Consider the following 21373-nt stretch of genomic DNA (forward strand, 5'->3'; position numbering starts at 1 on the left):
GCGAAATAAAGGAGGAGCCGAAGGCGGGGGACATTCGCGGAGGGGAGTACCCGGTGGCCTTTGCACACGCCCTGAACAGCAGCGCCCAGAACAAGAGCAACAAAGGACAACATGGACGCACTGAAAGACATAGGCGGCCCCGCACAACCGCTGCTCACCATCACAGGCCTCGTCAAGCACTTCCCGCTCAAGAAAGACCCCTTAGGCCGCGGCGGCGGTGTGGTGCGCGCCGTGGACGGCGTAGATTTCGAAGTGCTGAAAGGTGAAACGCTGGGTGTGGTCGGCGAATCGGGCTGCGGCAAGTCGACCACCGCTCGGCTGCTGATGCAGCTCATCGCACCGACGCGGGGCGAAGTCATTTTCGACGGCCGCGAGGTCGGTGGCCGCGAACTTCCGCTCAAGGAGTTTCGGCGCCAGGTGCAGATGGTGTTCCAGGACAGCTATGCCTCGCTCAACCCTCGCCTCACCATCGAAGACTCGGTTGCCTTCGGTCCGCAAGTGCATGGCGTCAGCCGGCGCGAGTCTGTGGCGCGTGCGCGCGATCTTCTCGCGCGCGTGGGCCTGGAGCCGCAGCGCTTTGCCGAACGGTATCCGCATGAGCTTTCGGGCGGACAGCGCCAGCGCGTGAACATTGCGCGCGCACTCGCGCTGCAGCCGCGCATGGTGATCCTCGACGAAGCCGTATCGGCGCTCGACAAGTCGGTGGAAGCACAGGTCATCAATCTGCTGCTCGACCTCAAGGCCGAGTTTGGCCTCACCTATCTTTTCATCAGCCATGACCTCAACGTGGTGCGCTACGTGAGCGACCGGGTCATGGTCATGTACCTTGGCCAGGTGGCCGAGATCGGGCCGGCCGACGCGCTCTACGATGCGCCCGCGCATCCCTACACCCGCGCCCTGCTCTCGTCGATGCCCTCCATGGACCCCGACAACCGCACCATGGAAGCAGCGCTGGCCGGCGACCCGCCGAACCCGATCAACCCGCCCTCAGGCTGCCGCTTTCATCCGCGCTGTGCGCTGGCCGCGCCGGTGTGCAGCCAGGTGGTGCCCGAGCCCGTGGCCACAGGTTCGTTGCATGCGGCAAGCTGCCTTGTTCTCGAGCCCGGGAGCGGGCACCCGATGGCACAACCGCCGATGAGGCAGGCAGCATGAGCGACAGCAGCAGCACCGACAACGGCAGCACCGCCGCCATTCCCGCCGGCGAGCCGATGGTCCGCCTGCGCGACCTCAGCGTCACCTTCAGCGGCGGCCGCAAGCCCGTGCATGCGGTCAGCGGCGTGAGCCTTGAGGTGCAGCGCGGCGAAGTGGTCGCGCTCATCGGCGAATCGGGCTCCGGCAAGAGCGTGACCATGCGCACGCTGCTGCGCCTGCACCCGGAGCGCCGCACGCGCATGGGCGGGCAGGTGCAGGTGGCCGGGCGCGACGTGCTTGCGATGCCGGCGCGCGAGCTCGACGATTTCCGCGGCAAGGTCGCCTCGATGATCTTCCAGGAGCCGCTGCTCGCGCTCGACCCGGTGTATTCGGTCGGCGCGCAAATCGTCGAATCGATTCGCCGGCACGAGAAGAAAGTGACTGCAGCCGAGGCGCACCAGCGTGCACTCGCGCTGTTCGAGCGTGTGCGCATTCCCAGCCCCGAGCGGCGCCTGGCCGCCTACCCGCACGAGATGTCGGGCGGCATGCGCCAGCGCGCCATGATCGCGCTCGCATTGGCGTGCAAGCCCCAGCTGCTGCTGGCCGACGAGCCGACCACCGCGCTCGATGCCACGGTGCAGATCCAGATCCTGCTGCTGTTGCGCGAACTGCAGCGCGACCTGGGCCTGTCGGTGATCTTCGTCACGCACGACATTGGCGCCGCTGTGGAGGTGGCCGACCGTATTGCCGTGATGTATGCGGGCCGCATCGTCGAGGAAGGCACCGCGCGCGAGCTGATCCGCTCGCCGCGGCACCCCTACACCATCGCGCTGCTCAAGAGCCGCGCGCATGGGGCGCTGGCGCGCGGTGCGCGGCTCGAAACCATCGGCGGCGCGCCGCCCGATCTCTCCGCGCTGCCGCCCGGCTGCGCCTTTGCCGAACGCTGCGCGCTTGCCACCGATGCCTGCCGCGCCGCGCAGCCGCCGGTGGTCGAGCTCGCGCCCAACCACCGCGCGCGCTGCATCCATACCGATGCCGCAGCAGCCATTGCGCCCACGCTGGTCGCCTGACCCGCACTGCACAAACGCCTAAGTACACACACCATGCCCTTGCACGATCCCGCCCACGCCTTCGTTCCCTATCCCGATGTGCCGGTGCCGCATGCGCCCACCGGCCCGCTTGCCGACCTGAGCTTTGCGGCCAAGGACCTGTTCGACGTGGCCGGCTATCCCACCGGCGGCGGCAACCCGATCGTGCTGGCGATGTCGGGCATCAAGGGCCGCACCGCGCCCACGGTGCAAAAGCTGCTCGATGCCGGCGCGCGCTTCGCGGGCAAGACGGTGACCGATGAACTCGCGTTCTCGATGAACGGCAACAACGCGCATTTCGGAGCGCCGATCAACGGCGCCGCCAAAGACCGCATCACGGGCGGCTCTTCGTCCGGATCGGCCTCGGCGGTGTCGTCGAGCCTTTGCGACTTTGCGCTCGGCACCGACACCGGCGGCTCGGTGCGTGCGCCGGCCAACCACTGCGGCCTGTACGGCCTGCGCCCGACGCACGGCCGCGTGAGCCTGGAAGGCGCACTCGACCTTGCGCCGAGCTTCGACACCTGCGGCTGGTTCGCGCGCGACATCGGCACCTTTGCGCGCGTGGCCGACGTGCTGCTGGGCGCCGACGCACCGGCGCTGCCCGAACGCGTGCGCCTGCTGGGCCCCGACGACGTGTGGGGCCTGGCGGCGCCCGCCGCCACGAAGGCGCTGCAAGGCGTGATCGACCGTGTACAAGGCCTGCTCGGACCCGCGCAGGGGACGACGGTGGCGATGGAATCGTTCGACGCGATGTACTGGAACTTTCGCTACCTGCAGTCGCGCGAGGCCTGGCTCACCGACGGCCCGCTGATCGAGCGCTATGCGCCGCCGCTGGGCCCGGGCGTGGCCGAGCGCTTTGCGTGGTCGCGTGACGTGACCGATGCGCAGGTGGTGGCCGCACGCGTCTTTCGCACCGCGTTTCGCGCACACCTGGCCGCGCTGCTGGGCACCGACGGCGTGCTGCTGATGCCGACCATGCCCGACATTGCGCCGCTGCGCAGCGAAAGCGAGGCCGGGCTGGAGGACTACCGCAACCGCGCGATCCGGATGCTGTGCATTGCAGGACTCAGCGGCTTTCCGCAGCTGTCGATGCCGCTGGCGTCGCGAGACGGCGCGCCGCTGGGTATTTCGCTGCTCGGGCCGGCAGGGTCGGACCGCTCATTGATCCGGATGGCCGAGCGCATCGCCGCCGGCTGACGCGGCCCAGCGCTGCGCGGCTTCGCCGGCGTCGGCGACACTGCGCTCTTTTCATCCGGCGCCTGGCGCCAGCACATCATGTCGGAAGCCTCGCCGCAGTTCGCCGATTTCATCGTGGACCGGCTCTCTGGAATTCCCAGCATCGCCAAAACCCGCTTCTTCGGCGGAACGGGGCTTGTTGCCGATGCCACGCAGTTCGCGATGATCATGGGCGGCACCGTGTACTTCGTGGTGGACGACACCACCCGGCCAAAGTACGAGAAGCTGGGCAGCCAGTGCTTTGCCTACGACACGAAGGCCCGCAGGGTGCAGGTGCGGAAGTATTTCGAGGTTCCCATCGACGTCATCGAAGACCACGAGGCGCTGGCCGAGTTGGCCAGGGAGGCCGTGCGGGTGGCGAAGAGCCTCGCCACCAAGAAGCAGAAGCCGCCCGGCAAGCGCGCCTAGCTTTTCCAGTCGACGGCGGCCGGTGCCGGCAGCGCGCACAGGTCGCAATCGACAGCGCCAGCGGCGCGCTCTATCACCACAAAATCGCCCGCATCCACCGCCAGCAGCGCGTGGTGCCAGGTGCCGGGCGCAAGCACCACGCCCTGCCTTCCGTCAGTAACGAAGGCGGCCAGCTCGCCGGCCGAAGCGGGCGCTTCGCCCGCACGTGCGACCACGATCACGAAGCGCCGCTCGCCCAACGGCACGAAGGTCTGGCTGCCGAGCGCATGGCGCTCCATCTCGGCCACTGCGTGCGGAAAGCTGCGCGCCGCGGCACGGAACAGCGCAAGCATCGGGCGGCCGCCGGCGGCATCGAGCTGCAGGTTGTCGAGCAGATCGAAGCGCCTTGCGTTGCCGCCGTTGATGTCGCGGCCACCGGCGGCGGGCGCCTCGATCACGGTGCCGAAGGGCGCAAAGGCCTGCGGCGTGAGCGGCGCGACCCGCAAGGCGGTTCCGCCGGAAGCTTGTTCGTTCATGCGGCCATTGCAGCAGAAAGCGTGCCGCGCGCCAATGCAAGATCGGCCAGCCAATGGCCGAAGGCTTCGCCCTGCTCCGCGTCCGGCAGGCGCAGCAGCGCTGAAGGATGCAGGGTGACGAACACGGGCCGGCCATCGCCGCGCTCGTGCAGCCACGCACCGCGCTCGGCCTGCACCGCCACCGGCCGCCCCAGCAGCGTGCGCGCGGCCGTCGCGCCCAGCGCCACCAGACCCTGCGGGCGCACCAGCGAAATCTCGCTGTCGAGCCAGTGCGCGCAGGCTTCGGCCTCGCGCTGGCCCGCAGTCTTGTGGATGCGGCGCTTGCCGCGCAGCTCGTACTTGAAGTGCTTGACGGCGTTGGCCAGGTACACGGTGTCGCGCGCCCAGCCCAGCTGCGCCATCGCGCGGTCGAGCAGCTGGCCCGCGGGCCCGACGAAGGGGCGGCCGGCCAGGTCTTCCTGGTCGCCGGGTTGTTCGCCGACCAGCATGTGCGTGGCGCCGAGCGGGCCTTCGCCGCACACGGCCTGCGTGGCGAGCGCGCCGATGGGGCAATCGCGGCAGGCATGCGCCGCCGCGCGAAGCTCGCCCAGGTCAGCCGGCGCCACGCCCGCCGCCGGCCGCAGGTGCAGCGCGATGGGCGCGCGAATGCGGCGCGGCGCGGTAGGCGGCGCCTCGATCATCGACCGGCTGCGCGCGGCGGCCGCCTCGGCCAGCGGCTGGATGAGCGTGGCTTCGGGCAGGTTGTGCCAGTAGCGGCGCGGCATTTCGCGCCGCATCATCGCGAGCTTGAGGCGCGCCGGGTTGAAGATGTGTTCGTAGTAGGTGAGCCAAAGCTGCTCGCCGGCATCGGGCGGCGGCTTCTCGCGGCGGTCGGCGCCGCCCTCGAAGGCGAGCGCGTGGCCGTTCCATTCGACACAACGTTCGGGCGTGAGGATGGCCCAGCGCATCTGCGCGAAGCGCCGCGCAAAGAACGGCGCATTGGCCTCGACGATGCGGTGCTCGGGCTCGAACCACGCCACGTGGCGCTCCAGGCCGTCGTCGCCCAGTACGCGGGTAAAGCGCACGAAGGCGCGCATCTTGTGGATGTCGCGGTGCACGGCCTTGGCCATCTGCCGGGCCTGCATCAGGTCGGCATCGAGCGGATCGTGCCGCAACGCGGGCTCGTGCGAAAGGCGCCACAGCAGACGGTACAAGAGCGCAAGGCGCTGCGGGTCGCGGTGCAGGATGACGTCGCCGCACAACTCGACAAACCATGCGGGCACAGGCTGATGCTGCGCGGCGGAGGCAAGCGCTGCCGGCGGCGCGGCATCGGCATCGCTCGCAGCGCCGAACAGATCGGCGCCATCGCCGGTGGCCTGCGACGCGTTCCATTCGACGCGGTCCGGCGGCACGCCCGCGGCGAGCAGTTGCCGCGCATGGCGGCGAAAGGCGCCGAGATCGACCGGGTCGTCGAGCCGCACATGCATGGCGAATACCTCAGCTCAGAACAGCGAGGCTTGCGCCGGGCGCTGCTGCGGCGCCGACGAAGGCATGGGCGCCCCGCGCGACGGCCGGTGCCCGTCTGCAACGACGAACGGCAGCACCTTGCGTGCCGGCACGTGCAGCCGCCGCAGATCGTCCGCGCGCACCCGGCGCACGCGCCGCGCCTGCAGCAGCCGCTCGACGGCTTTGACGCCGAGCCCCGGCACGCGCAACAGCATTTCGCGCGGCGCATGGTTCAGGTCGACCGGAAAGCGATCGGCATGCGCGAGCGCCCAGGCCAGCTTGGGATCGACGTCGAGCCGCAGCAGGCCGTCGGGCTCGGCCACGATTTCCTGGTGCCCGAAGCCGTAGAAGCGCATGAGCCAGTCGGCCTGGTAGAGCCGGTGCTCGCGCATCAGCGGCGGCGCGACCAGCGGCAGCGCGCGGGCGGCGTCGGGTATGGGGCTGAAGGCGGAGTAGTACACGCGCTTGAGCTTGTAGGCGCCGTAGAGCGTGGCGCTCGAGGCGAGGATCTGCCGGTCGTCGGTGGCATCGGCGCCCACGATCATCTGCGTGCTCTGGCCGGCGGGCGCAAAGGGCGGCGGCTTTGCTGCCAAGGGCGCAGCGCCGGGCAGCGCGCGAATCGGCACCACGCGGCGCGCCTCTTCGCGCGTGTCGTCGATGCGCAGGCGCAGCCGCGCCATGGAGCGGCGGATGGCGCTTTCGTCCTTCTCCGGGGCGAGCGCCTGCAGGCCCTCGGTGGTCGGCATCTCGACGTTGATGCTCAGGCGGTCGGCATAGCGGCCGGCGCGCGCAATGAGCTCGTCGCTGGCATCGGGAATGGCCTTCAGGTGGATGTAGCCGCGAAAGTCGTGGTCTTCGCGCAGCGTGCGCGCCACCTCGACCACCTGCTCCATCGTGTGGTCCGGCGACTTGACGATGCCGCTGGACAGGAACAGCCCCTCGATGCAGTTGCGGCGGTAGAAGTCGAGCGTGAGCTGCACCACCTCGTCGACGCGAAAGCGCGCGCGCGGCACGTTGCTCGACGCGCGGTTGACGCAGTAAAGGCAGTCGTACTGGCAGTGGTTGGTGAGCAGCACCTTCAGCAGCGAGATGCACCGCCCGTCCGGCGCAAAGCTGTGGCAGATGCCCGCGCCCTCGGTCGAACCGATGCCGCGCCCGCCGATGGAGTCGCGCGGCTGCGAGCCGCTTGACGCGCACGAGGCGTCGTACTTGGCGGCGTCCGCGAGGATGGCGAGTTTGCGCTGGAGGTCCACGGAAAACTGGGCACTGAAAATACTGTATGAATATACAGTTTTGAAGACCGTGTGTCTTGAAGAACGGGGAAATCCCAGGGTCTTGCAGCCGCTAAAGTCGCGGGCTCTCCTTCACCCATGCGCAGCGATGCGCTTTCCGATGCGCCGCTCACCTGCTCTCTTCGCTTTCTTTGCCCTGCCTCTCGCGGCCCTCGTCCTCGCCGGATGCGCCGCGCGGCCCGCGCCCCGCGTCACCTGGCTGGGCGACGGCGTGTTCAAGTCGCCCTCGGTGAAGGATGCCGACGCCTACTGCCGCAACTTCGGCGCCCCGCTGCGCTACCTCGATCCGAAGGCGGCGGCGCGCGCGCCGGAGTCCGAAGTCACCTACCGCTGCGACTGATCGGCCGGGTCCGCTGCGGGCGGCCGCACCCGTTCCAGAATGAAGTCGATGAAGGTGCGGATCGCCCGCGTGTGCTGTCGGTTGGGCATATAGAGCATGAACATCTGCGTGCCGAAAATACTCAGGCGCCAATCGTCCAGCGTGGTCACCACCTCGCCCCGGCGCACGTCGTCCTGCACCACGTAGTCGGGCACCAGGCCAATGCCGAGCCCGGCGAGGATGGCCTGGCGCAGGAATAAAAAGTTTTCTGAGATCAGCGTCGGCTCGAGGATCACCTCGCGCCGGGTCTCACCCTGGTAGGCCGAGACGCGCAGCTCCCGGCCAATGACCGCGGCGGTGACCACCGGCGCGCCCTGCAGCTCGTCCAGCTGCACCGGCAGCGGATGCTTCTGCGCATAGTCGCGCGAGGCGCAGGCCACGTAGCGCACCGGCCCCAACTCCCGCGCCACCAGGTTCTGCGGCGGCTCCGGCACCACGCGAATCGCAATGTCGACCTCGTCGCGCAGCAAGTCTTCGATGCGGTTTTCAAACACCACGTCCAGCACGATGCCGGGGTACTGGCGCTTGAAGTCGATCAGCCAGTCGGCCATGACCAGTTGGCCGTAGCCGCTGGGCACGCTGAGCCGCACGCGGCCCTGCAGACCCTGGCCCAGCGTGGTGACAGATTCTTTTGCGGCCAGCAGTTCGGTCTGGATGGCCACGCCGTGCTGGTAAAGGCGCAGGCCGATTTCGGTGGGCTCGGCGCGGCGGGTGGTGCGCCGCACCAGTTGGGCGCCGACCGAGCGCTCCAGCTGGTTCAGGTGGTAGCTGACGTTGGCGCGGCTCATCTTGAGGCGGCGCGCCGCCGCGCTCAGGTTGCCCGCGTCGAGGATTTCCACCAGCAAGGTCAGCGATTGGAGGTCCATGCACCGGATTGTGTCAAAAATCCTTTGACAGTCTGTCAACCCTCTATGCAATTGTCAAAGGCGCGCATCGGGCAAAGAATGCTGGGTTCACCCTGGAACCCGCAAGAGACAAGAGAGACAAGACATGGCCACCACCGACTCCAGCCTTCCCGCGTCTTCTTCCAACCCCGTCAGCTTCGAGCGCGCCCCGCATCCGGGTGGCGTGTTCGTGGTGACCATCGACAACCCGCCCGTCAACGCACTGGGCGTCGATGTGCGCCGCGGCCTGGTGGCCGCCATCGAGGCGGCCGAGGCCGACAGCGCAGCCGCCGCGGTGCTGATCGTCGGCGCGGGCCGCAACTTCATCGCGGGTGCGGACATCCGCGAGTTCGGCAAGACGCCGCAGCCGCCCTCGCTGCCCGAGGTGTGCCTGAAGATCGAGAACTGCAGCAAGCCTGTGATTGCCGCCATTCACGGCGCGGCGCTGGGCGGCGGGCTCGAAGTGGCACTGTCGGCGCACTACCGCATTGCCGCGCCTTCGGCCAAGCTGGGCTTGCCAGAAGTGCAGCTCGGCCTCTTGCCCGGTTCGGGCGGCACGCAGCGCGCGCCGCGCCTCATCGGCGTGAAGGCCGCGCTCGAGCTGATGCTCAGCGGCCGCCATGCGGGTGCGAAGGAAGCGTTATCGCTCGGGCTGGTCGACCGCCTGGGCACCCAAGCCGATGCGCGCGCCGAAGGCCTTGCCTACGCAGAAGAACTCGCCGCCGCCAAGGCGCCGGTGCGCCGCACGCGCGAGGCCGCCGGCCCGGCCGATGCAGAAGCCAGCCGCGCAGCGCTCGAAGCGGCGCGCGCCGACACCGCCAAGAAGAGCCGCGGGCTCTTCTCGCCGATGAAGATCATCGAAGCCGTCGAAGCTGCGCTCACGCTGCCTTTCGACGAAGGCATGGCGCTGGAGCGCAAACTCTTCCTGCAGTGCATCGACAGCCCGCAGCGCGCCGGCCTGATCCACGCCTTCTTCGCCGAGCGCGAAGTGCTGAAGGCGCCCGAAACCAAGGCCGCCAAGCCGCGTGCGATCGAATCGGCCGGCATCATCGGCGGCGGCACCATGGGCGCGGGCATTGCGGTGGCCATGCTCGATGCGGGCCTGCCCGTGACCATGATCGAGCGCGATGAGCCCAGCCTTGCGCGCGGCCGCCAGCATGTCGAGAAGGTGTACGACGGCCTGATCGCCAAGGGCCGCATGACGCCCGAAGCCAAGGCCGCCGTGATGGCGCGTTTCTCGGGCTCCACCTCTTACGACGCGCTCGCGCAGGCCGACATCGTGGTCGAAGCGGTGTTCGAAGACATGGGCGTGAAGAAGGCGGTGTTCGCCGAGCTCGACCGGGTGTGCAAGCCCGGCGCGGTGCTGGCCACCAACACCTCGTACCTCGACATCGACGAGATCGCGGCCAGCATCAAGCGCCCGCAGGACGTGGTGGGCCTGCACTTCTTCTCGCCGGCCAACATCATGAAGCTGCTCGAGATCGTGGTGCCCGCCAAGGTGAGCGCCGATGTGGTCGCCACGGGCTTCGAGCTTGCGAAGAAATTGAAGAAGGTGCCCGTGCGCGCCGGCGTGTGCGACGGCTTCATCGGCAACCGCATCCTCGCGGTGTACCGCCAAGCCGCCGACCACATGATGGAAGACGGCGCCTCGCCCTACCAGATCGACGAGGCGGTGCGCAACTTCGGCTACCCGATGGGGCCGTTCCAGGTGTCCGACCTGGCGGGCGGCGACATCGGCTGGGCCACGCGCAAGCGCAAGGCCGCCACGCGCGACCCCAAGGCACGCTACGTGCAGGTTGCCGACCGCATCTGCGAGCGCGGCTGGTTCGGCCAGAAGACGCAGCGCGGCTATTACCTGTACCCCGAAGGCGCGCGCACCGGCGTGCCCGACCCCGAGGTGCTGGCCATCATCGATGCCGAACGCGAGCGTGCCGGCATCAAGCCGCGCGTCTTCACCGAGGAAGAAATCATGCGCCGCTACATGGCCGCGATGATCAACGAGGGTGCCAACGTCGTGCACCAGCGCATTGCGCTGCGCCCGCTCGACGTGGACGTGACCTTTCTCTACGGCTACGGCTTTCCGCGCCACCGCGGCGGCCCGATGAAGTACGCCGACACCGTGGGCCTGCCGAAGGTGCTGGCCGACATTCGCGAGTTTGCGAAGGAAGACCCGTTGTTCTGGCAGCCCTCGCCGCTGCTGGTGGAGCTGGTCGAACGCGGCGCGAACTTCGACAGCCTCAACCACGCCTGACCCCCTTTTTGAAAGAAGCGACGCCATGGACCTGAACTTCACCCCTGAAGAAGAAGCCTTCCGCGCGGAAGTGCGCGCCTTCCTGGTCGGCAAGCTGCCCGCGCGCCTCTCGGCGAAGGTGAGCAGCGGCAAGATCCTCGCCAAGGCCGACATGGAGGAATGGCACGCCATCCTCAACGCGCGCGGCTGGCTTGCCAACCACTGGCCCGAGCAGTACGGCGGCCCGGGCTGGACAGCGGTCGAAAAATTCATCTTCGAGCACGAATGCGCTCTGGCCTTTGCGCCGCGCATCGTGCCCTTTGGCGTGAACATGCTCGGGCCGGTGCTCATCAAGTACGGCAACGAGGCGCAAAAGCGCCACTGGCTGCCGCGCATCCTCGACGGCTCCGACTGGTGGTGCCAGGGCTATTCGGAACCCGGCGCGGGCTCCGACCTGGCGGCGGTAAAGACATCGGCCGTGCGCGGCATTGACGCCCAGGGCGACCACTACATCGTGAACGGCCAGAAGACCTGGACCACGCTGGGCCAGCACGCCAACATGATCTTCTGCCTGGTGCGCACCAACCGCGAGGCAAAGAAGCAGGAAGGCATCAGCTTCCTGCTGATCGACATGACTTCGCCCGGCGTGGAAGTGCGCCCCATCATCACGCTGGACGGTGAGCACGAGGTGAACGAGGTGTTCTTCTCCGACGTGCGCGTGCCGGCCGAGAACCTGGTTGGCGAAGAGAACAAGGGCTGGACCTGCGCCAAGTACCTGCTCACCTACGAGCGCACCAACATCGCGGGCGTCGGCTTTTCGGTGGCCGCGCTCGAACAGCTCAAGGGCATTGCGGCCACCCAAACGAAGAACGGCAAGCCGCTGGCGGAAGACCCGGCCTTTGCGGCGCGCATGGCGCGTGTCGAGATCGACCTGGAGAACATGAAGACCACCAACCTGCGCGTGATTGCGGCGGTGGCCGGTGGCGGGGTGCCGGGTGCGGAGAGTTCGATGCTCAAGATTCGCGGTACGGAGATCCGGCAAGAGATTTCTTCGCTCGCGCGCCGCGCAATGGGCGTGTACGGCCGGCCCTTCATCGAAGAGGCACTGCACGACGGCTTCGACGGCGAAACCTTCGGCCCCGCCTACGCATCGGCCGCGGCGGCGCGCTACTTCAACAACCGCAAGCTGTCGATCTTCGGCGGCTCGAACGAAATCCAGAAGAACATCATCAGCAAGATGATCCTCGGGCTGTAAAGGAGACATGCACATGAACTTCGAACACACCGAAGACCGGCGCATGCTCGCCGACAGCCTGAACCGCTTCATCGCAGAGCAGTACGCCTTCGATGCACGCGACCGCATCGCAAAGTCGCAGCACGGGTTCAGCAAGGAAATCTTTCAGCAGTTCGCAGAACTGGGCGTGATCGGCGCGCTGTTCAGCGAGGCCGACGGCGGCTTTGGCGGCGGCGGCTTCGACATTGCCGTGGTCTTCGAGGCGCTGGGCCGCGGGCTCGTGGTCGAGCCGCTGCTGGGTGCGGTAATGGTCGGCGAAGCGCTCAGCGCAGCCGGCAACGGTGCGCAGAAAGAAAAGCTCGGCGACATCATCAACGGCGCCGTCGTTACCGCCTTTGCACACGACGAAGCCGGCGCGCACTACGAGCGCACGCACGTCGCCACCCGCGCCGAGCGCACCGGCAGCGGCTGGGTGCTGAGCGGCGCCAAGGCGGTCGTGCCGCACGGCGAGCAGGCCGACCTGTTGCTGGTTTCCGCCCGCACATCGGGCGGCGTGAACGACGAAGCCGGCATCTCGCTGTTTCTGGTGCCCGCAAAGACGCCGGGCCTCACGGTGCGCGGCTGCCCCGCCATCGACGGCGGCCGCGTGGCCGAACTCGCATTCGACGGCGTGAAGCTGGGTGCCGATGCGCTCCTGGGCACCGAAGGCCAGGGCCAAGCCACGCTGGAGCGCGCCATCGGCCGCGGCGTGCTCGCGCTGTGCGCCGAGGCCGTCGGCGCCATGGAAGCCGCCAAGACCACCACGCTCGATTACCTGCGCACGCGCAAGCAGTTCGGCACGCTCATCGGCAGCTTTCAGGCGTTGCAGCACCGCATGGCCGACCTGCTGCTCGAGATCGAGCAGGCGCGCTCGGCGGTGATCAACGCGGCAGCCGCTATCGACGGCGACGACCGCGTGGCGCGCGAGCGTGCGCTCTCAGCCGCCAAGTTCAGCATCGGCCGCATCGGCGCGCTGGTGGCCGAAGAAAGCATCCAGATGCACGGCGGCATCGGCATGACGTGGGAGCTGCCGCTGCCGCACTATGCCAAGCGGCTCGTGATGATCGACCACCAGCTCGGCGACGAAGACCATCATCTGCAGCGCTACATCGCGCTTGGCAAGGAGACCGTGCAATGAGCGACAAGACCGTTCTCATCAGCCAGCAGGGCGCCGTCCGCATCCTGACCAACAGCAACCCGGGCGCGCGCAATGCGATCACGCCAACGCTGTATGCGGAACTGAGCGCCGCGCTCGCCGACGCGCAAGCCGACCCCGAAGTCGGCGCCATCGTCTTCACCGGCGCGGGCAATTTCTTCTGCTCGGGCGGCGACCTCAACCTGCTGGCCAAGCGCCGCGAACTGCCCGCTTCCGAGCGCCGCGAAAAGCTCGAAGGCCTGCACAACCTGATCCGCGCCATTCGCGATTGCGGCAAGCCCGTTGTCGCCGCCGTAGAAGGCGGTGCGGCGGGCGCGGGCCTGTCGATGGCGCTGGCCTGCGACATGCTGGTGTCGGCGCGCGATGCGTTCTACACCGTGGCCTACGTCAAGGTCGGCCTCACGCCGGACGGCGGCGCCACGGCCTTTCTGTCGGAGTTCGTCTCGCGCCAGGTGCTCACCGAAATGTGCCTGACCGGTGACCGCATGACGGCCGAGCGCCTGCATGCGCTGGGTGCGGTCAACCGGCTCACCGACAAGGGCGCCGCGCTGGCCGAGGCCGTTGCACTCGCCGCCAAGGTGGCCAACGGCCCGCAGCGCGCAAGCGCGCGCATCAAGACGCTGTGCCGCCAGGCGCACCGCGCCACGCTCGAAGAACAGCTCGAGGCGGAGGCCGTCTACATGGTCGAGTCGCAGGCCGATGCCGAAGCGGCCGAAGGCATTGGCGCCTTTCTTAACAAGCGCACGGCGGATTTCACTGCGCTGCGCCGACAGAAGCCGAACGCCTCCTGACGCTGCCGGCCGATTCACCCCACATCACGCCTCGCACACGCTGCGGGGCTTTCTCGTTTCAAGGGAGTTGCTCTCATGCCCATGCTGAATTCCTCGCTGCCGCTTGCCGGCGTGCGCGTTCTCGATCTTTCCCGCATTCTTGCGGGCCCCTGGTGCGGCATGGTGCTGGCCGACATGGGCGCCGAAGTCATCAAGGTCGAGCACCCGGGCCGCGGCGACGACACGCGCGACTGGGGCCTGCGTGTCGGCAACACCGAGACGGCCTACTTCAACAGCGTGAACCGCAACAAGCGCTCGGTCACGCTCGACCTGCAGACGCCCGAAGGCCAGCAGATTGCGCGCGACCTTGCCAAGCAGTGCGACGTGGTGATCCAGAACTTCAAGTTCGGCGGCATCGACAAGCTGGGCCTCGGCTACGAACAGCTGAGCAAGGAAAACCCGAAGCTCATCTACTGCTCGATCTCGGGCTATGACCGCACCGGCCCCGAGGCCGCGCGCCCCGGCTACGACCTGGTGGTGCAGGGCGAGGCGGGCCTGATGGCGCTGAACGGCGAAGCCAACCAGCCGCCGCTGAAGTTCGGCGTGGCGGTGGTCGACCTGTTCACCGGCATGTACTCGGCACAAGCCGTGCTGGCCGCGCTGTACCAGCGCGAAAAGACCGGCAAGGGTCGCCATGTGGAAATGGCACTGTTCGACTGCGGCCTGATGATCACCGCCTACTACGGCCTGGAAGCACTGCTGATGGGCGAAGACCCGCCGCGCTACGGCAACTCGCATCCTTCGATCGTGCCCTACGGCGTGTTCGACGCGGCGGACGGCCCGCTGGTCATTACCGTGGGCAACAACGCCCAGTTCTCGCGCTTTTGCACCGACGTGCTCGAGCGGCCCGACCTTGCGGCGGACGAACGTTTCAAGACCAACATCCTGCGTTCGGCAAACCGCGCGGTGCTGCTGCCGGAACTGCACGCCGAACTGGCCAAGCGCCAGCGCGCCGACCTGCTCGAAAAACTCACGCAATCGGGCATTCCCTGCGGCGAGGTGCTCGGCCTGCTGGAAGCGCTCAATTCCAAGCGCGCGACCGACGCGGGCCTTGTCACCGAGCAGCCGCATCCCGTGGCCGGCAAGGTCAACGTGCTTGCGCCGCCCTACCGCTTCGACGGCGAGCGCCTGCCGGTGCGCAGCGCGCCGCCGCAATTGGGCGAAGGCACGAACGAGGTGCTGCAGTCGCTGCTCGGCCTCTCGGACGACAAGCTCGCGCAACTTAAATCGAACGGCGTTCTCTGAAGACGCGCCTTCTTTCTCCCTCTCTGATTCCCTGAAAAAGTCATGGCAAGTTCTTTCTCCCGCTCCCTTCGCAATCCCGCGCGCCGCGCGCTCATCGCCCTGGCCCTTCCGCTGGTGGCGGGCGCCGCCTTCGCGCAAGCCTGGCCCGCCAAGCCGATCACCGTGGTCGTGCCCTTTCCGCCCGGCGGCCCGACCGACGTGGCCACGCGCATCGTGGCGCAGAAGATGTCGCAGGGCCTGAAGCAGAACATCCTCATCGACAACCGCAGCGGCGCCTCGGGCACCATCGGCGCGGCGACCGCCGCCAAGGCCGCGCCCGACGGCTACACCTTCGTGATGCTGGCCACGCCCACGCTGCTGGCCGCGCACCTGTACGGCCAGACGCCGTACGACATCTTCAAGAGCTTCACGCCAGTAGGCACGGTGTACGACCTGCCGATCGTGATGGTGGTCAACCCGAAGTCGCTGCCCGAAGTCACCGGCCTGCAGGGCCTGATCGCCAAGGCCAAGGCCGAAGGCGGCAAGCTCAACTACACGACCGCGGGCGCCGGCAGCTTCGGCCACTTGACGACCGAGCAGCTCAAGAACATCGGCAAGTTCGACATGCAGCACGTGCCCTACCGCGGCAGCGCGCCGGCCGTGACCGACCTGATCGGCGGGCAGGTGCCGGCCATGTTCTCGGACCTGGTGGCGGTGACGCCGCACATCCGCGCCGGCACGCTGCGCGCCATTGCGGTCGGCTCGGGCAAGCGCGTGAGCCTGCTGCCCGACGTGAAGACGGTGGCCGAACAGGGCTTCCCGGGCTTCGATGCCACCTCGTGGGGCGGCCTGCTGGCGCCGGCGGGCACGCCCAAGGACGTGGTCGACCGCATGAGCGCCGAGCTGAAGACGGCGCTGGCCGACAAGGAAGTGCAGGACAAGCTCGAAAGCGTCGGCTCCTTCGCGGCCTACGGCACGCCCGAGCAAACGGGCACGCGCATGCGCCAGGATTTCGAGCGCTGGGGCAAGGTCATTCGCGACAACAAGATCACGAACCAGTAAAACAGCGCTTCGCACGCGGCCGGCAAAGAGACAACATCAGGAGACACGCATGGCAGACAGCAAGAAGACGAAGATGGCCGGCGAGCCGTTCCGCCCCCAGTTTCCGGTGCGCAGCCTGGCCGATATCCGCAGGCTCGAGGAAACGCCGCTCGAGCAGGCGCTGACGGTGCGCAGCACCTACGAGATCTTTCGCAACGCGGGCGCGGCCTTCGGCGGCAAGACCGCGCTCACCTTCCTGCGCACCGGCAACCCGGCCGACGAGCCGATCCGCTGGTCGTATGCCGACTTGCTCGCGGGCATCCACCAGACCGCGAACATGCTGCATGCGCTGGGGGTGGGCCCCCAAGACGCGGTGGCGGTGCTGCTGCCGGGCTGCCTCGAATACCACCTGGCGCTCTGGGGCGGCGAAGCAGCGGGCATCGTGCAGCCGCTCAACCCGCTGCTCACCGACGAGAAGCTGGTGGCGCTGATGACCGCCGGCCGCGCCAAGGTGCTGATCGCCTACGGCTCGGACAGCGAATCGGGCATGTGGTCGAAGGCGATGCGGCTGCGCAGCCAGGTGCCCACGCTCACCACCGTGCTGCGCGTGGCGCCGCACGACGAGGCGCCGGGCGCTGCGGGCGCATTGCCCGAAGGCGTCGCCGAGTTCAACGCGCTGCGCGCCCCGCAGCCTTCGGACCGCCTCGTGAGCGGCCGCGACATCGCACCCACCGACATCGCCGCCTACTTTCACACCGGCGGCACCACCGGCGCCCCCAAGCTCGCGCGCCACAGCCACGGCGCGCAGGTGTTCACCGCCTGGGCCAGCGTGCAGGTCGCGGGCATGAACGACCAGGGCATCTCGATCAACGGCTATCCGCTGTTCCATGTGGCGGGCGTGCTGCCGGCTTCGCTCGCGTCGCTCTCGGCCGGGGTGGAAGTGATCATTCCGACGACCTCGCTCCTGCGCAACAAAGAGGTGCTCGCCAACTACTGGAAGCTGGTCGAAAAATACCGGCCCACTTCGCTCTCGGCCGTGCCCACGGTGCTGGCGGCATTGGCGAACGTGCCGCTGGACGGCGCCGATATTTCATCGATCGGCTACTGCCGCACGGGCGCCGCCGTGCTCTCGCCGGAGTTGGCCGCGCGCTTCGAGCGGCTGTTCGGCCTGCACGTGCACGAGAGCCTGGGCATGACCGAGATGGCCGGCATCTCCACCATCACGCCGCCGGGCGTGGACGGGCCGGCGGGCTGCGTCGGCTTTCCCTTGCCCTATATGCAGATGCGCATCGTGGCGCTCGACGAAAGCGGCAACGCCAGCGACCGCGACCTGCCGCCGGGCGAGCAGGGCATGGTGTTGTTCAAGTCGCCCAACCTGTTCTCGGGCTTTGTCGACCCGGCGGACAACGCCAAGGCCTTCACGGCCGACGGCTGGCTTGCGACCGGCGACCTGGGCTGGATCGACGGCGAGGGGCGGCTCAACCTCAGCGGCCGCTCGAAGGACCTGATCATCCGCAGCGGCCACAACATCGACCCCAAGGTGATCGAAGACGCGCTGGGCGCACATCCGGCGGTGCAACTGTGCGCGGCGGTGGGTGCGCCCGATGCCTATGCGGGCGAGCTGCCGGTGGTGTTCGCGACGCTGGTGCCGGGCGCATCGGCAACGGAAGACGAGCTGCTGGCCTTTACCGCCGCGCGCGTCGACGAGGCACCCGCCAAGCCCAAGTCGGTGATCGTCATCGAGAACATGCCGATGACCAACGTCGGCAAGATCTACAAGCCCGAACTGCGCGCCATGGCGGCCAGCCGCGTGGTGGCCGCGGTCGTCGAGCAGGCCTGCGGCGAGCTGGGCGTCGGCGCAGAAGCCAGGCCGCGCATTGCCCATGAGGGCGAGCGCCTGGTGCAGGTGCGCATCGATGCCGCCGCCGCGGGCGCGCTTGCTGGGCCGCTGCGGCAAAAGATCGAAGCGGCACTGGCGCCATTGCCGTTCAAGACCCAGGTGCTCACCGAATAGCCCGGCATCACCTCGGCTGGCGGCACGCGCATAAAAAACAAATCAACCATCGGAGACATCGAGAACATGAACAACGCCACATTCACCACCACCCGCCGCGCACTGCACGGCCTTGCCATTGCATCGCTCGCGCTCACGGCCACCACCGCCGGCTGGGCGCAGACCTATCCGGCCAAGCCAATCCGCATGGTGGTGCCCTTTGCCCCGGGCGGCGCCACCGACGTGCTGGCGCGCATCATCGGCGAGAAGATGGCCGCCGGGCTGGGCCAGCCGGTCATCATCGACAACAAGCCCGGCGCCGCCGGCATCATCGGCACCGACGCCGTGGCCAAGGCACCGCCCGACGGCTACACCCTGGTGCTGGCGCTGAGCAATTCGCTGCTGACCAACCAGTTCCTCTATCAGAAGCTGCCCTACGACACGCAGCGCGACCTCACGCTGGTCTACCAGATTGCCACCGCGCCGCTGGTGCTGGTGGTGCACCCCAGCGTGCCGGTGAAGAACGGGCCGGAGCTCCTGAAGTACGTGGCCGCCAACAAGGGCAAGGTGGCCTACGGCTCGTACGGCGTGGGTGCGTATCCGCACCTGGCCGGCGCGCACATGAGCCTTACGCAGAAGGCCGAAATGAACCACGTGGCCTACAAGGGCGAGGCGCCGATGCTGCAAGACCTCATCGGCGGCCAGATCCAGATGGCCTTTGCCAGCGCGCTGGTGGCCAAGCCCCACATCGAGGCCGGCAAGCTCAAGGCCGTTGGCGTGAGCGGCGAGCGCCGCATGGCCACGCTGCCAGACGTGCCGACGCTGGCCGAGCAGGGCCTGGACGACGAGGCCTACCGCGTGGCCGGCTGGCTTGCCATTGCCATGCCGGCCGGCACGCCCAAGCCGATCGTGCAGCGCATTGCCGAAGAAGTGGGCAAGGCCACGCGCCAACCCGACGTGCAGGCGCGCGTGGCAGCCATGGGCTTCGACCTGAAGGAGAGCTCGCCCGAGGCCTTTGCCGCCGTGTACAAGAAGGAAAGCCCGATCTGGGAGCGCCTGATCAAGGACTCGGGCGCCAAGCTGGAGTAGCCCGTTTCGAGAGGGCTGGAGGGAGGCGGAACCGGGCCGCAGCTTAGGAAAACCCCGATGAACGGATGGACATGGATCGTTACCATCCATAGCTGCTTTCCCCCTCCCTCTCGATGACCACTCCCAACGAGTCCGGCCCGGTGCTGGACGCCGCCAGCCCCCTTCCCCCAGACATCGAAGCCGCCGACGAGCCCACCAAGGTGCCGCTCGCCATCGAGGACTGGCTCACCGTGATCATCATGGGCGCGCTGGCGCTCATCACCTTTGCCAACGTGCTGGTGCGCTACTTCACCGACTCTTCGTTCGCGTGGACCGAAGAGTTCTCGGTCTTCCTCATGATCATGCTGGCGCTGGTGGCCGGCTCGGCCGCCGTGGCGCGCGACCGGCACATCCGCATCGAATACTTCTCGGAGAGCGGCTCCATGGCGCGGCGCAAGCGGCTCGCCCAATTCGGCGCGCTGATGATCGCCATTCTGTTCACGCTGATCGGCGCGCTCAGCATCCGCATGGTGTGGGACGACTACCGCTTCGAGGAAACCACGCCCGGCATCGGGCTGCCGGCCTGGTGGTATTCGATGTGGCTGCCCATCGTGTCCTTTGCCATCGCGCTGCGCGCGGTGGGCCTGATGATCCGCCGCGGCCGCAAGGCGTACACCGGCGAGCAAAGCAAAGACGACAAAGGCGACGCATCGTGATCGCCACCCTGCTCTTCGTCGCCTTTGTTGCGATGATGCTGGTGGGCGTGCCCATTGGTGCCGCGCTCGGCCTGGCCGGCGCCGCCTGTATTGCGCTGGCCAACAGCGACGCGCAGTGGTTCGGCTTGCTGGCCGTGCCGCAGAATTTCTATGCCGGCCTGGGCAAGTACCCGCTGCTGGCCATTCCGATGTTCGTGCTGGTGGGCTCCATCTTCGACCGCTCGGGCGTGGCGCTGCGGCTCGTGAACTTTGCGGTGGCCATCGTCGGGCGCGGCCCCGGCATGCTGCCGCTGGTGGCGATTGCGGTGGCCATGTTTCTCGGCGGCATCTCGGGCTCCGGCCCTGCCAATGCCGCCGCCGTGGGCGCAGTGATGATCGCGGCCATGTCGCGCGCGGGCTACCCTGCCGCCTTCTCGGCCAGCGTGGTGGGCGCCGCGGCGGCCACCGACATCCTGATTCCGCCTTCGGTCGCGTTCATCGTGTATTCGGTGCTGGTGCCGGGCGCCTCGGTGCCGGCGCTGTTTGCGGCCGGCATGATCCCGGGCGTGATGGCCGGCCTGGCGCTCATGATTCCGGCCGTGTTGCTGGCCCGCCAGCATAAGATGGGTGCACTCGAATCGACGCTGCCGCGCCCGCCGTTCTGGAAGAGTTTTCGCGAAGCGATCTGGGGCCTGGCGGCGCCGGTGCTCATTCTGGGTGGCATGCGCGCTGGCTGGTTCACCCCCACCGAAGCAGCGGTGGTGGCGGTGTTCTACGGCCTGTTCGTGGGCATGTGCGTGCACCGGACGATCAAGGTGCGCGACCTGTTCGTCATACTGCGCGAATCGGGCGAGCTGTCGGCGGTGATCCTGCTGGTGGTGTCGCTCGCGGGCATCTTTGCGTATTCGCTCTCGACGCTGGGCATCATCGACCCGGTAACGCGCGCCATCGTGAATTCGGGCCTGGGCGAATACGGCATCCTGGCCTTGCTCATCCTGCTGCTGATCACGGTCGGCATGTTCCTGGACGGTGTGTCGATCTTCCTGATCTTCGTGCCGCTGTTGCTGCCGATCGTGCAGTACTACAAGTGGGACCCGGTGTGGTTCGGCGTCATCCTCACGCTCAAGGTCGCATTGGGCCAGTTCACGCCGCCGCTCGCGGTCAACCTGATGGTGTCTTGCCGTATCGCCAAGGTGCGCATGGAAGAAACCGTGCGATGGGTGGGCTGGATGCTGTTCTCGATGTTCCTGGTGATGGTGCTGGTTATCGCGTTTCCTGAGCTCGCGCTTTGGCTGCCTCGGAAGCTGGGGTATTGAGATGCGTCTCTGCTTCTCTTTGCTTCGTGCTGTTCGGTTAGCGCCTTGTTCAGGGGGCGCACCCGCCGACGGGGTACCTTTCTCCGCGAATGTCCCCCGGCCTGCGGCCTCCTCCTTTATTTCGCTGCG

At 68.0% G+C, this 21373-nt stretch carries 19 protein-coding genes; 15 read left to right on the plus strand and 4 right to left on the minus strand.

What is annotated here, in order from left to right; all coding sequences use genetic code 11:
* The first annotated feature begins 111 nt into the window (after window positions 1-111).
* The 4 genes from V9L21_RS25910 to V9L21_RS25925 all read left to right on the plus strand — a co-directional run bounded on the left by V9L21_RS25910 (window position 112) and on the right by V9L21_RS25925 (window position 3863).
* Window positions 112-1152, plus strand: coding sequence for an ABC transporter ATP-binding protein (locus V9L21_RS25910; RefSeq protein WP_337297462.1), 1041 nt, complete (start codon window positions 112-114; stop codon window positions 1150-1152).
* A 56-nt stretch (window positions 1153-1208) separates the two neighbouring features.
* Window positions 1209-2201: an ABC transporter ATP-binding protein gene (locus V9L21_RS25915; protein ID WP_337315665.1), complete on the plus strand. Its 993-nt coding sequence runs from the start codon at window positions 1209-1211 to the stop codon at window positions 2199-2201.
* Window positions 2202-2234: 33 nt separating this feature from the next.
* Window positions 2235-3416 carry an amidase gene (locus tag V9L21_RS25920; protein ID WP_337315649.1) on the plus strand — a complete coding sequence of 394 codons (1182 nt, stop codon included), beginning with the start codon at window positions 2235-2237 and terminating at the stop codon, window positions 3414-3416.
* A 78-nt stretch (window positions 3417-3494) separates the two neighbouring features.
* Complete coding sequence (locus V9L21_RS25925; protein ID WP_337315650.1) at window positions 3495-3863, plus strand: TfoX/Sxy family protein; 369 nt, start codon at window positions 3495-3497, stop codon at window positions 3861-3863.
* On the opposite strand, the gene V9L21_RS25930 is transcribed toward V9L21_RS25925, so the two are convergent.
* Genes V9L21_RS25930 through V9L21_RS25940 form a run of 3 tightly spaced genes read right to left on the minus strand, consistent with a single transcriptional unit; the run spans window position 3860 to window position 7116 of the window.
* Complete coding sequence (locus tag V9L21_RS25930; protein WP_337315651.1) at window positions 3860-4378, minus strand: ureidoglycolate lyase; 519 nt, start codon at window positions 4376-4378, stop codon at window positions 3860-3862. The genes V9L21_RS25925 and V9L21_RS25930 overlap by 4 nt on opposite strands.
* Window positions 4375-5844 (minus strand): UdgX family uracil-DNA binding protein, encoded by a 1470-nt coding sequence (locus V9L21_RS25935; RefSeq protein ID WP_337315652.1) that lies wholly within the window; start codon window positions 5842-5844, stop codon window positions 4375-4377. Before V9L21_RS25935 ends, V9L21_RS25930 begins: the two co-directional genes overlap by 4 nt.
* Before the next feature lie 15 nt (window positions 5845-5859).
* A complete protein-coding gene (locus V9L21_RS25940) occupies window positions 5860-7116 on the minus strand; it encodes a putative DNA modification/repair radical SAM protein (RefSeq protein WP_337315653.1) in 1257 nt (418 codons plus the stop codon).
* Between the two features lie 139 nt (window positions 7117-7255).
* Between V9L21_RS25940 and V9L21_RS25945 the strand changes: the two genes are divergently transcribed.
* Window positions 7256-7495, plus strand: a complete 240-nt coding sequence (locus tag V9L21_RS25945; RefSeq protein WP_337315654.1) for a hypothetical protein — start codon at window positions 7256-7258, stop codon at window positions 7493-7495.
* Here V9L21_RS25945 and V9L21_RS25950 read toward each other — a convergent pair.
* Entirely contained in the window at window positions 7480-8400 is a 921-nt protein-coding gene (locus V9L21_RS25950) for a LysR family transcriptional regulator (RefSeq protein ID WP_337315655.1), read from the minus strand. The two genes, V9L21_RS25945 and V9L21_RS25950, sit on opposite strands and share 16 nt — an antisense overlap.
* Before the next feature lie 124 nt (window positions 8401-8524).
* Here V9L21_RS25950 and V9L21_RS25955 point away from each other — a divergent pair, with 124 nt between their 5' ends.
* From V9L21_RS25955 to V9L21_RS26000, 10 genes are all read left to right on the plus strand, one after another.
* Window positions 8525-10669 carry a 3-hydroxyacyl-CoA dehydrogenase NAD-binding domain-containing protein gene (locus tag V9L21_RS25955; RefSeq protein ID WP_337315656.1) on the plus strand — a complete coding sequence of 715 codons (2145 nt, stop codon included), beginning with the start codon at window positions 8525-8527 and terminating at the stop codon, window positions 10667-10669.
* A gap of 25 nt (window positions 10670-10694) precedes the next feature.
* Window positions 10695-11903 (plus strand): acyl-CoA dehydrogenase family protein, encoded by a 1209-nt coding sequence (locus V9L21_RS25960; RefSeq protein ID WP_337315657.1) that lies wholly within the window; start codon window positions 10695-10697, stop codon window positions 11901-11903.
* A 13-nt stretch (window positions 11904-11916) separates the two neighbouring features.
* A complete protein-coding gene (locus V9L21_RS25965) occupies window positions 11917-13059 on the plus strand; it encodes an acyl-CoA dehydrogenase family protein (protein ID WP_337315658.1) in 1143 nt (380 codons plus the stop codon).
* Window positions 13056-13868 (plus strand): oxepin-CoA hydrolase, alternative type, encoded by an 813-nt coding sequence (locus tag V9L21_RS25970; protein ID WP_337315659.1) that lies wholly within the window; start codon window positions 13056-13058, stop codon window positions 13866-13868. The genes V9L21_RS25965 and V9L21_RS25970 overlap by 4 nt, the downstream gene beginning before the upstream one ends.
* Window positions 13869-13943: 75 nt before the next feature.
* Window positions 13944-15152: a CaiB/BaiF CoA transferase family protein gene (locus V9L21_RS25975; RefSeq protein WP_337315660.1), complete on the plus strand. Its 1209-nt coding sequence runs from the start codon at window positions 13944-13946 to the stop codon at window positions 15150-15152.
* Between the two features lie 42 nt (window positions 15153-15194).
* Window positions 15195-16193 carry a Bug family tripartite tricarboxylate transporter substrate binding protein gene (locus tag V9L21_RS25980; protein ID WP_337315661.1) on the plus strand — a complete coding sequence of 333 codons (999 nt, stop codon included), beginning with the start codon at window positions 15195-15197 and terminating at the stop codon, window positions 16191-16193.
* Between the two features lie 49 nt (window positions 16194-16242).
* Complete coding sequence (locus V9L21_RS25985) at window positions 16243-18186, plus strand: acyl-CoA synthetase (protein WP_337315662.1); 1944 nt, start codon at window positions 16243-16245, stop codon at window positions 18184-18186.
* Window positions 18187-18252: 66 nt separating this feature from the next.
* Window positions 18253-19254, plus strand: a complete 1002-nt coding sequence (locus tag V9L21_RS25990) for a Bug family tripartite tricarboxylate transporter substrate binding protein (RefSeq protein ID WP_337315663.1) — start codon at window positions 18253-18255, stop codon at window positions 19252-19254.
* Between the two features lie 113 nt (window positions 19255-19367).
* Window positions 19368-19949, plus strand: a complete 582-nt coding sequence (locus V9L21_RS25995; protein WP_337315664.1) for a TRAP transporter small permease — start codon at window positions 19368-19370, stop codon at window positions 19947-19949.
* On the plus strand, window positions 19946-21244 hold the full coding sequence (locus V9L21_RS26000; RefSeq protein ID WP_126747581.1) for a TRAP transporter large permease: 1299 nt from the start codon (window positions 19946-19948) through the stop codon (window positions 21242-21244). The genes V9L21_RS25995 and V9L21_RS26000 overlap by 4 nt, the downstream gene beginning before the upstream one ends.
* The last annotated feature ends 129 nt before the right edge of the window (window positions 21245-21373 follow it).

It is taken from the genome of Variovorax sp. CCNWLW235 (assembly GCF_037204085.1).
Lineage (GTDB): Bacteria > Pseudomonadota > Gammaproteobacteria > Burkholderiales > Burkholderiaceae_C > Variovorax.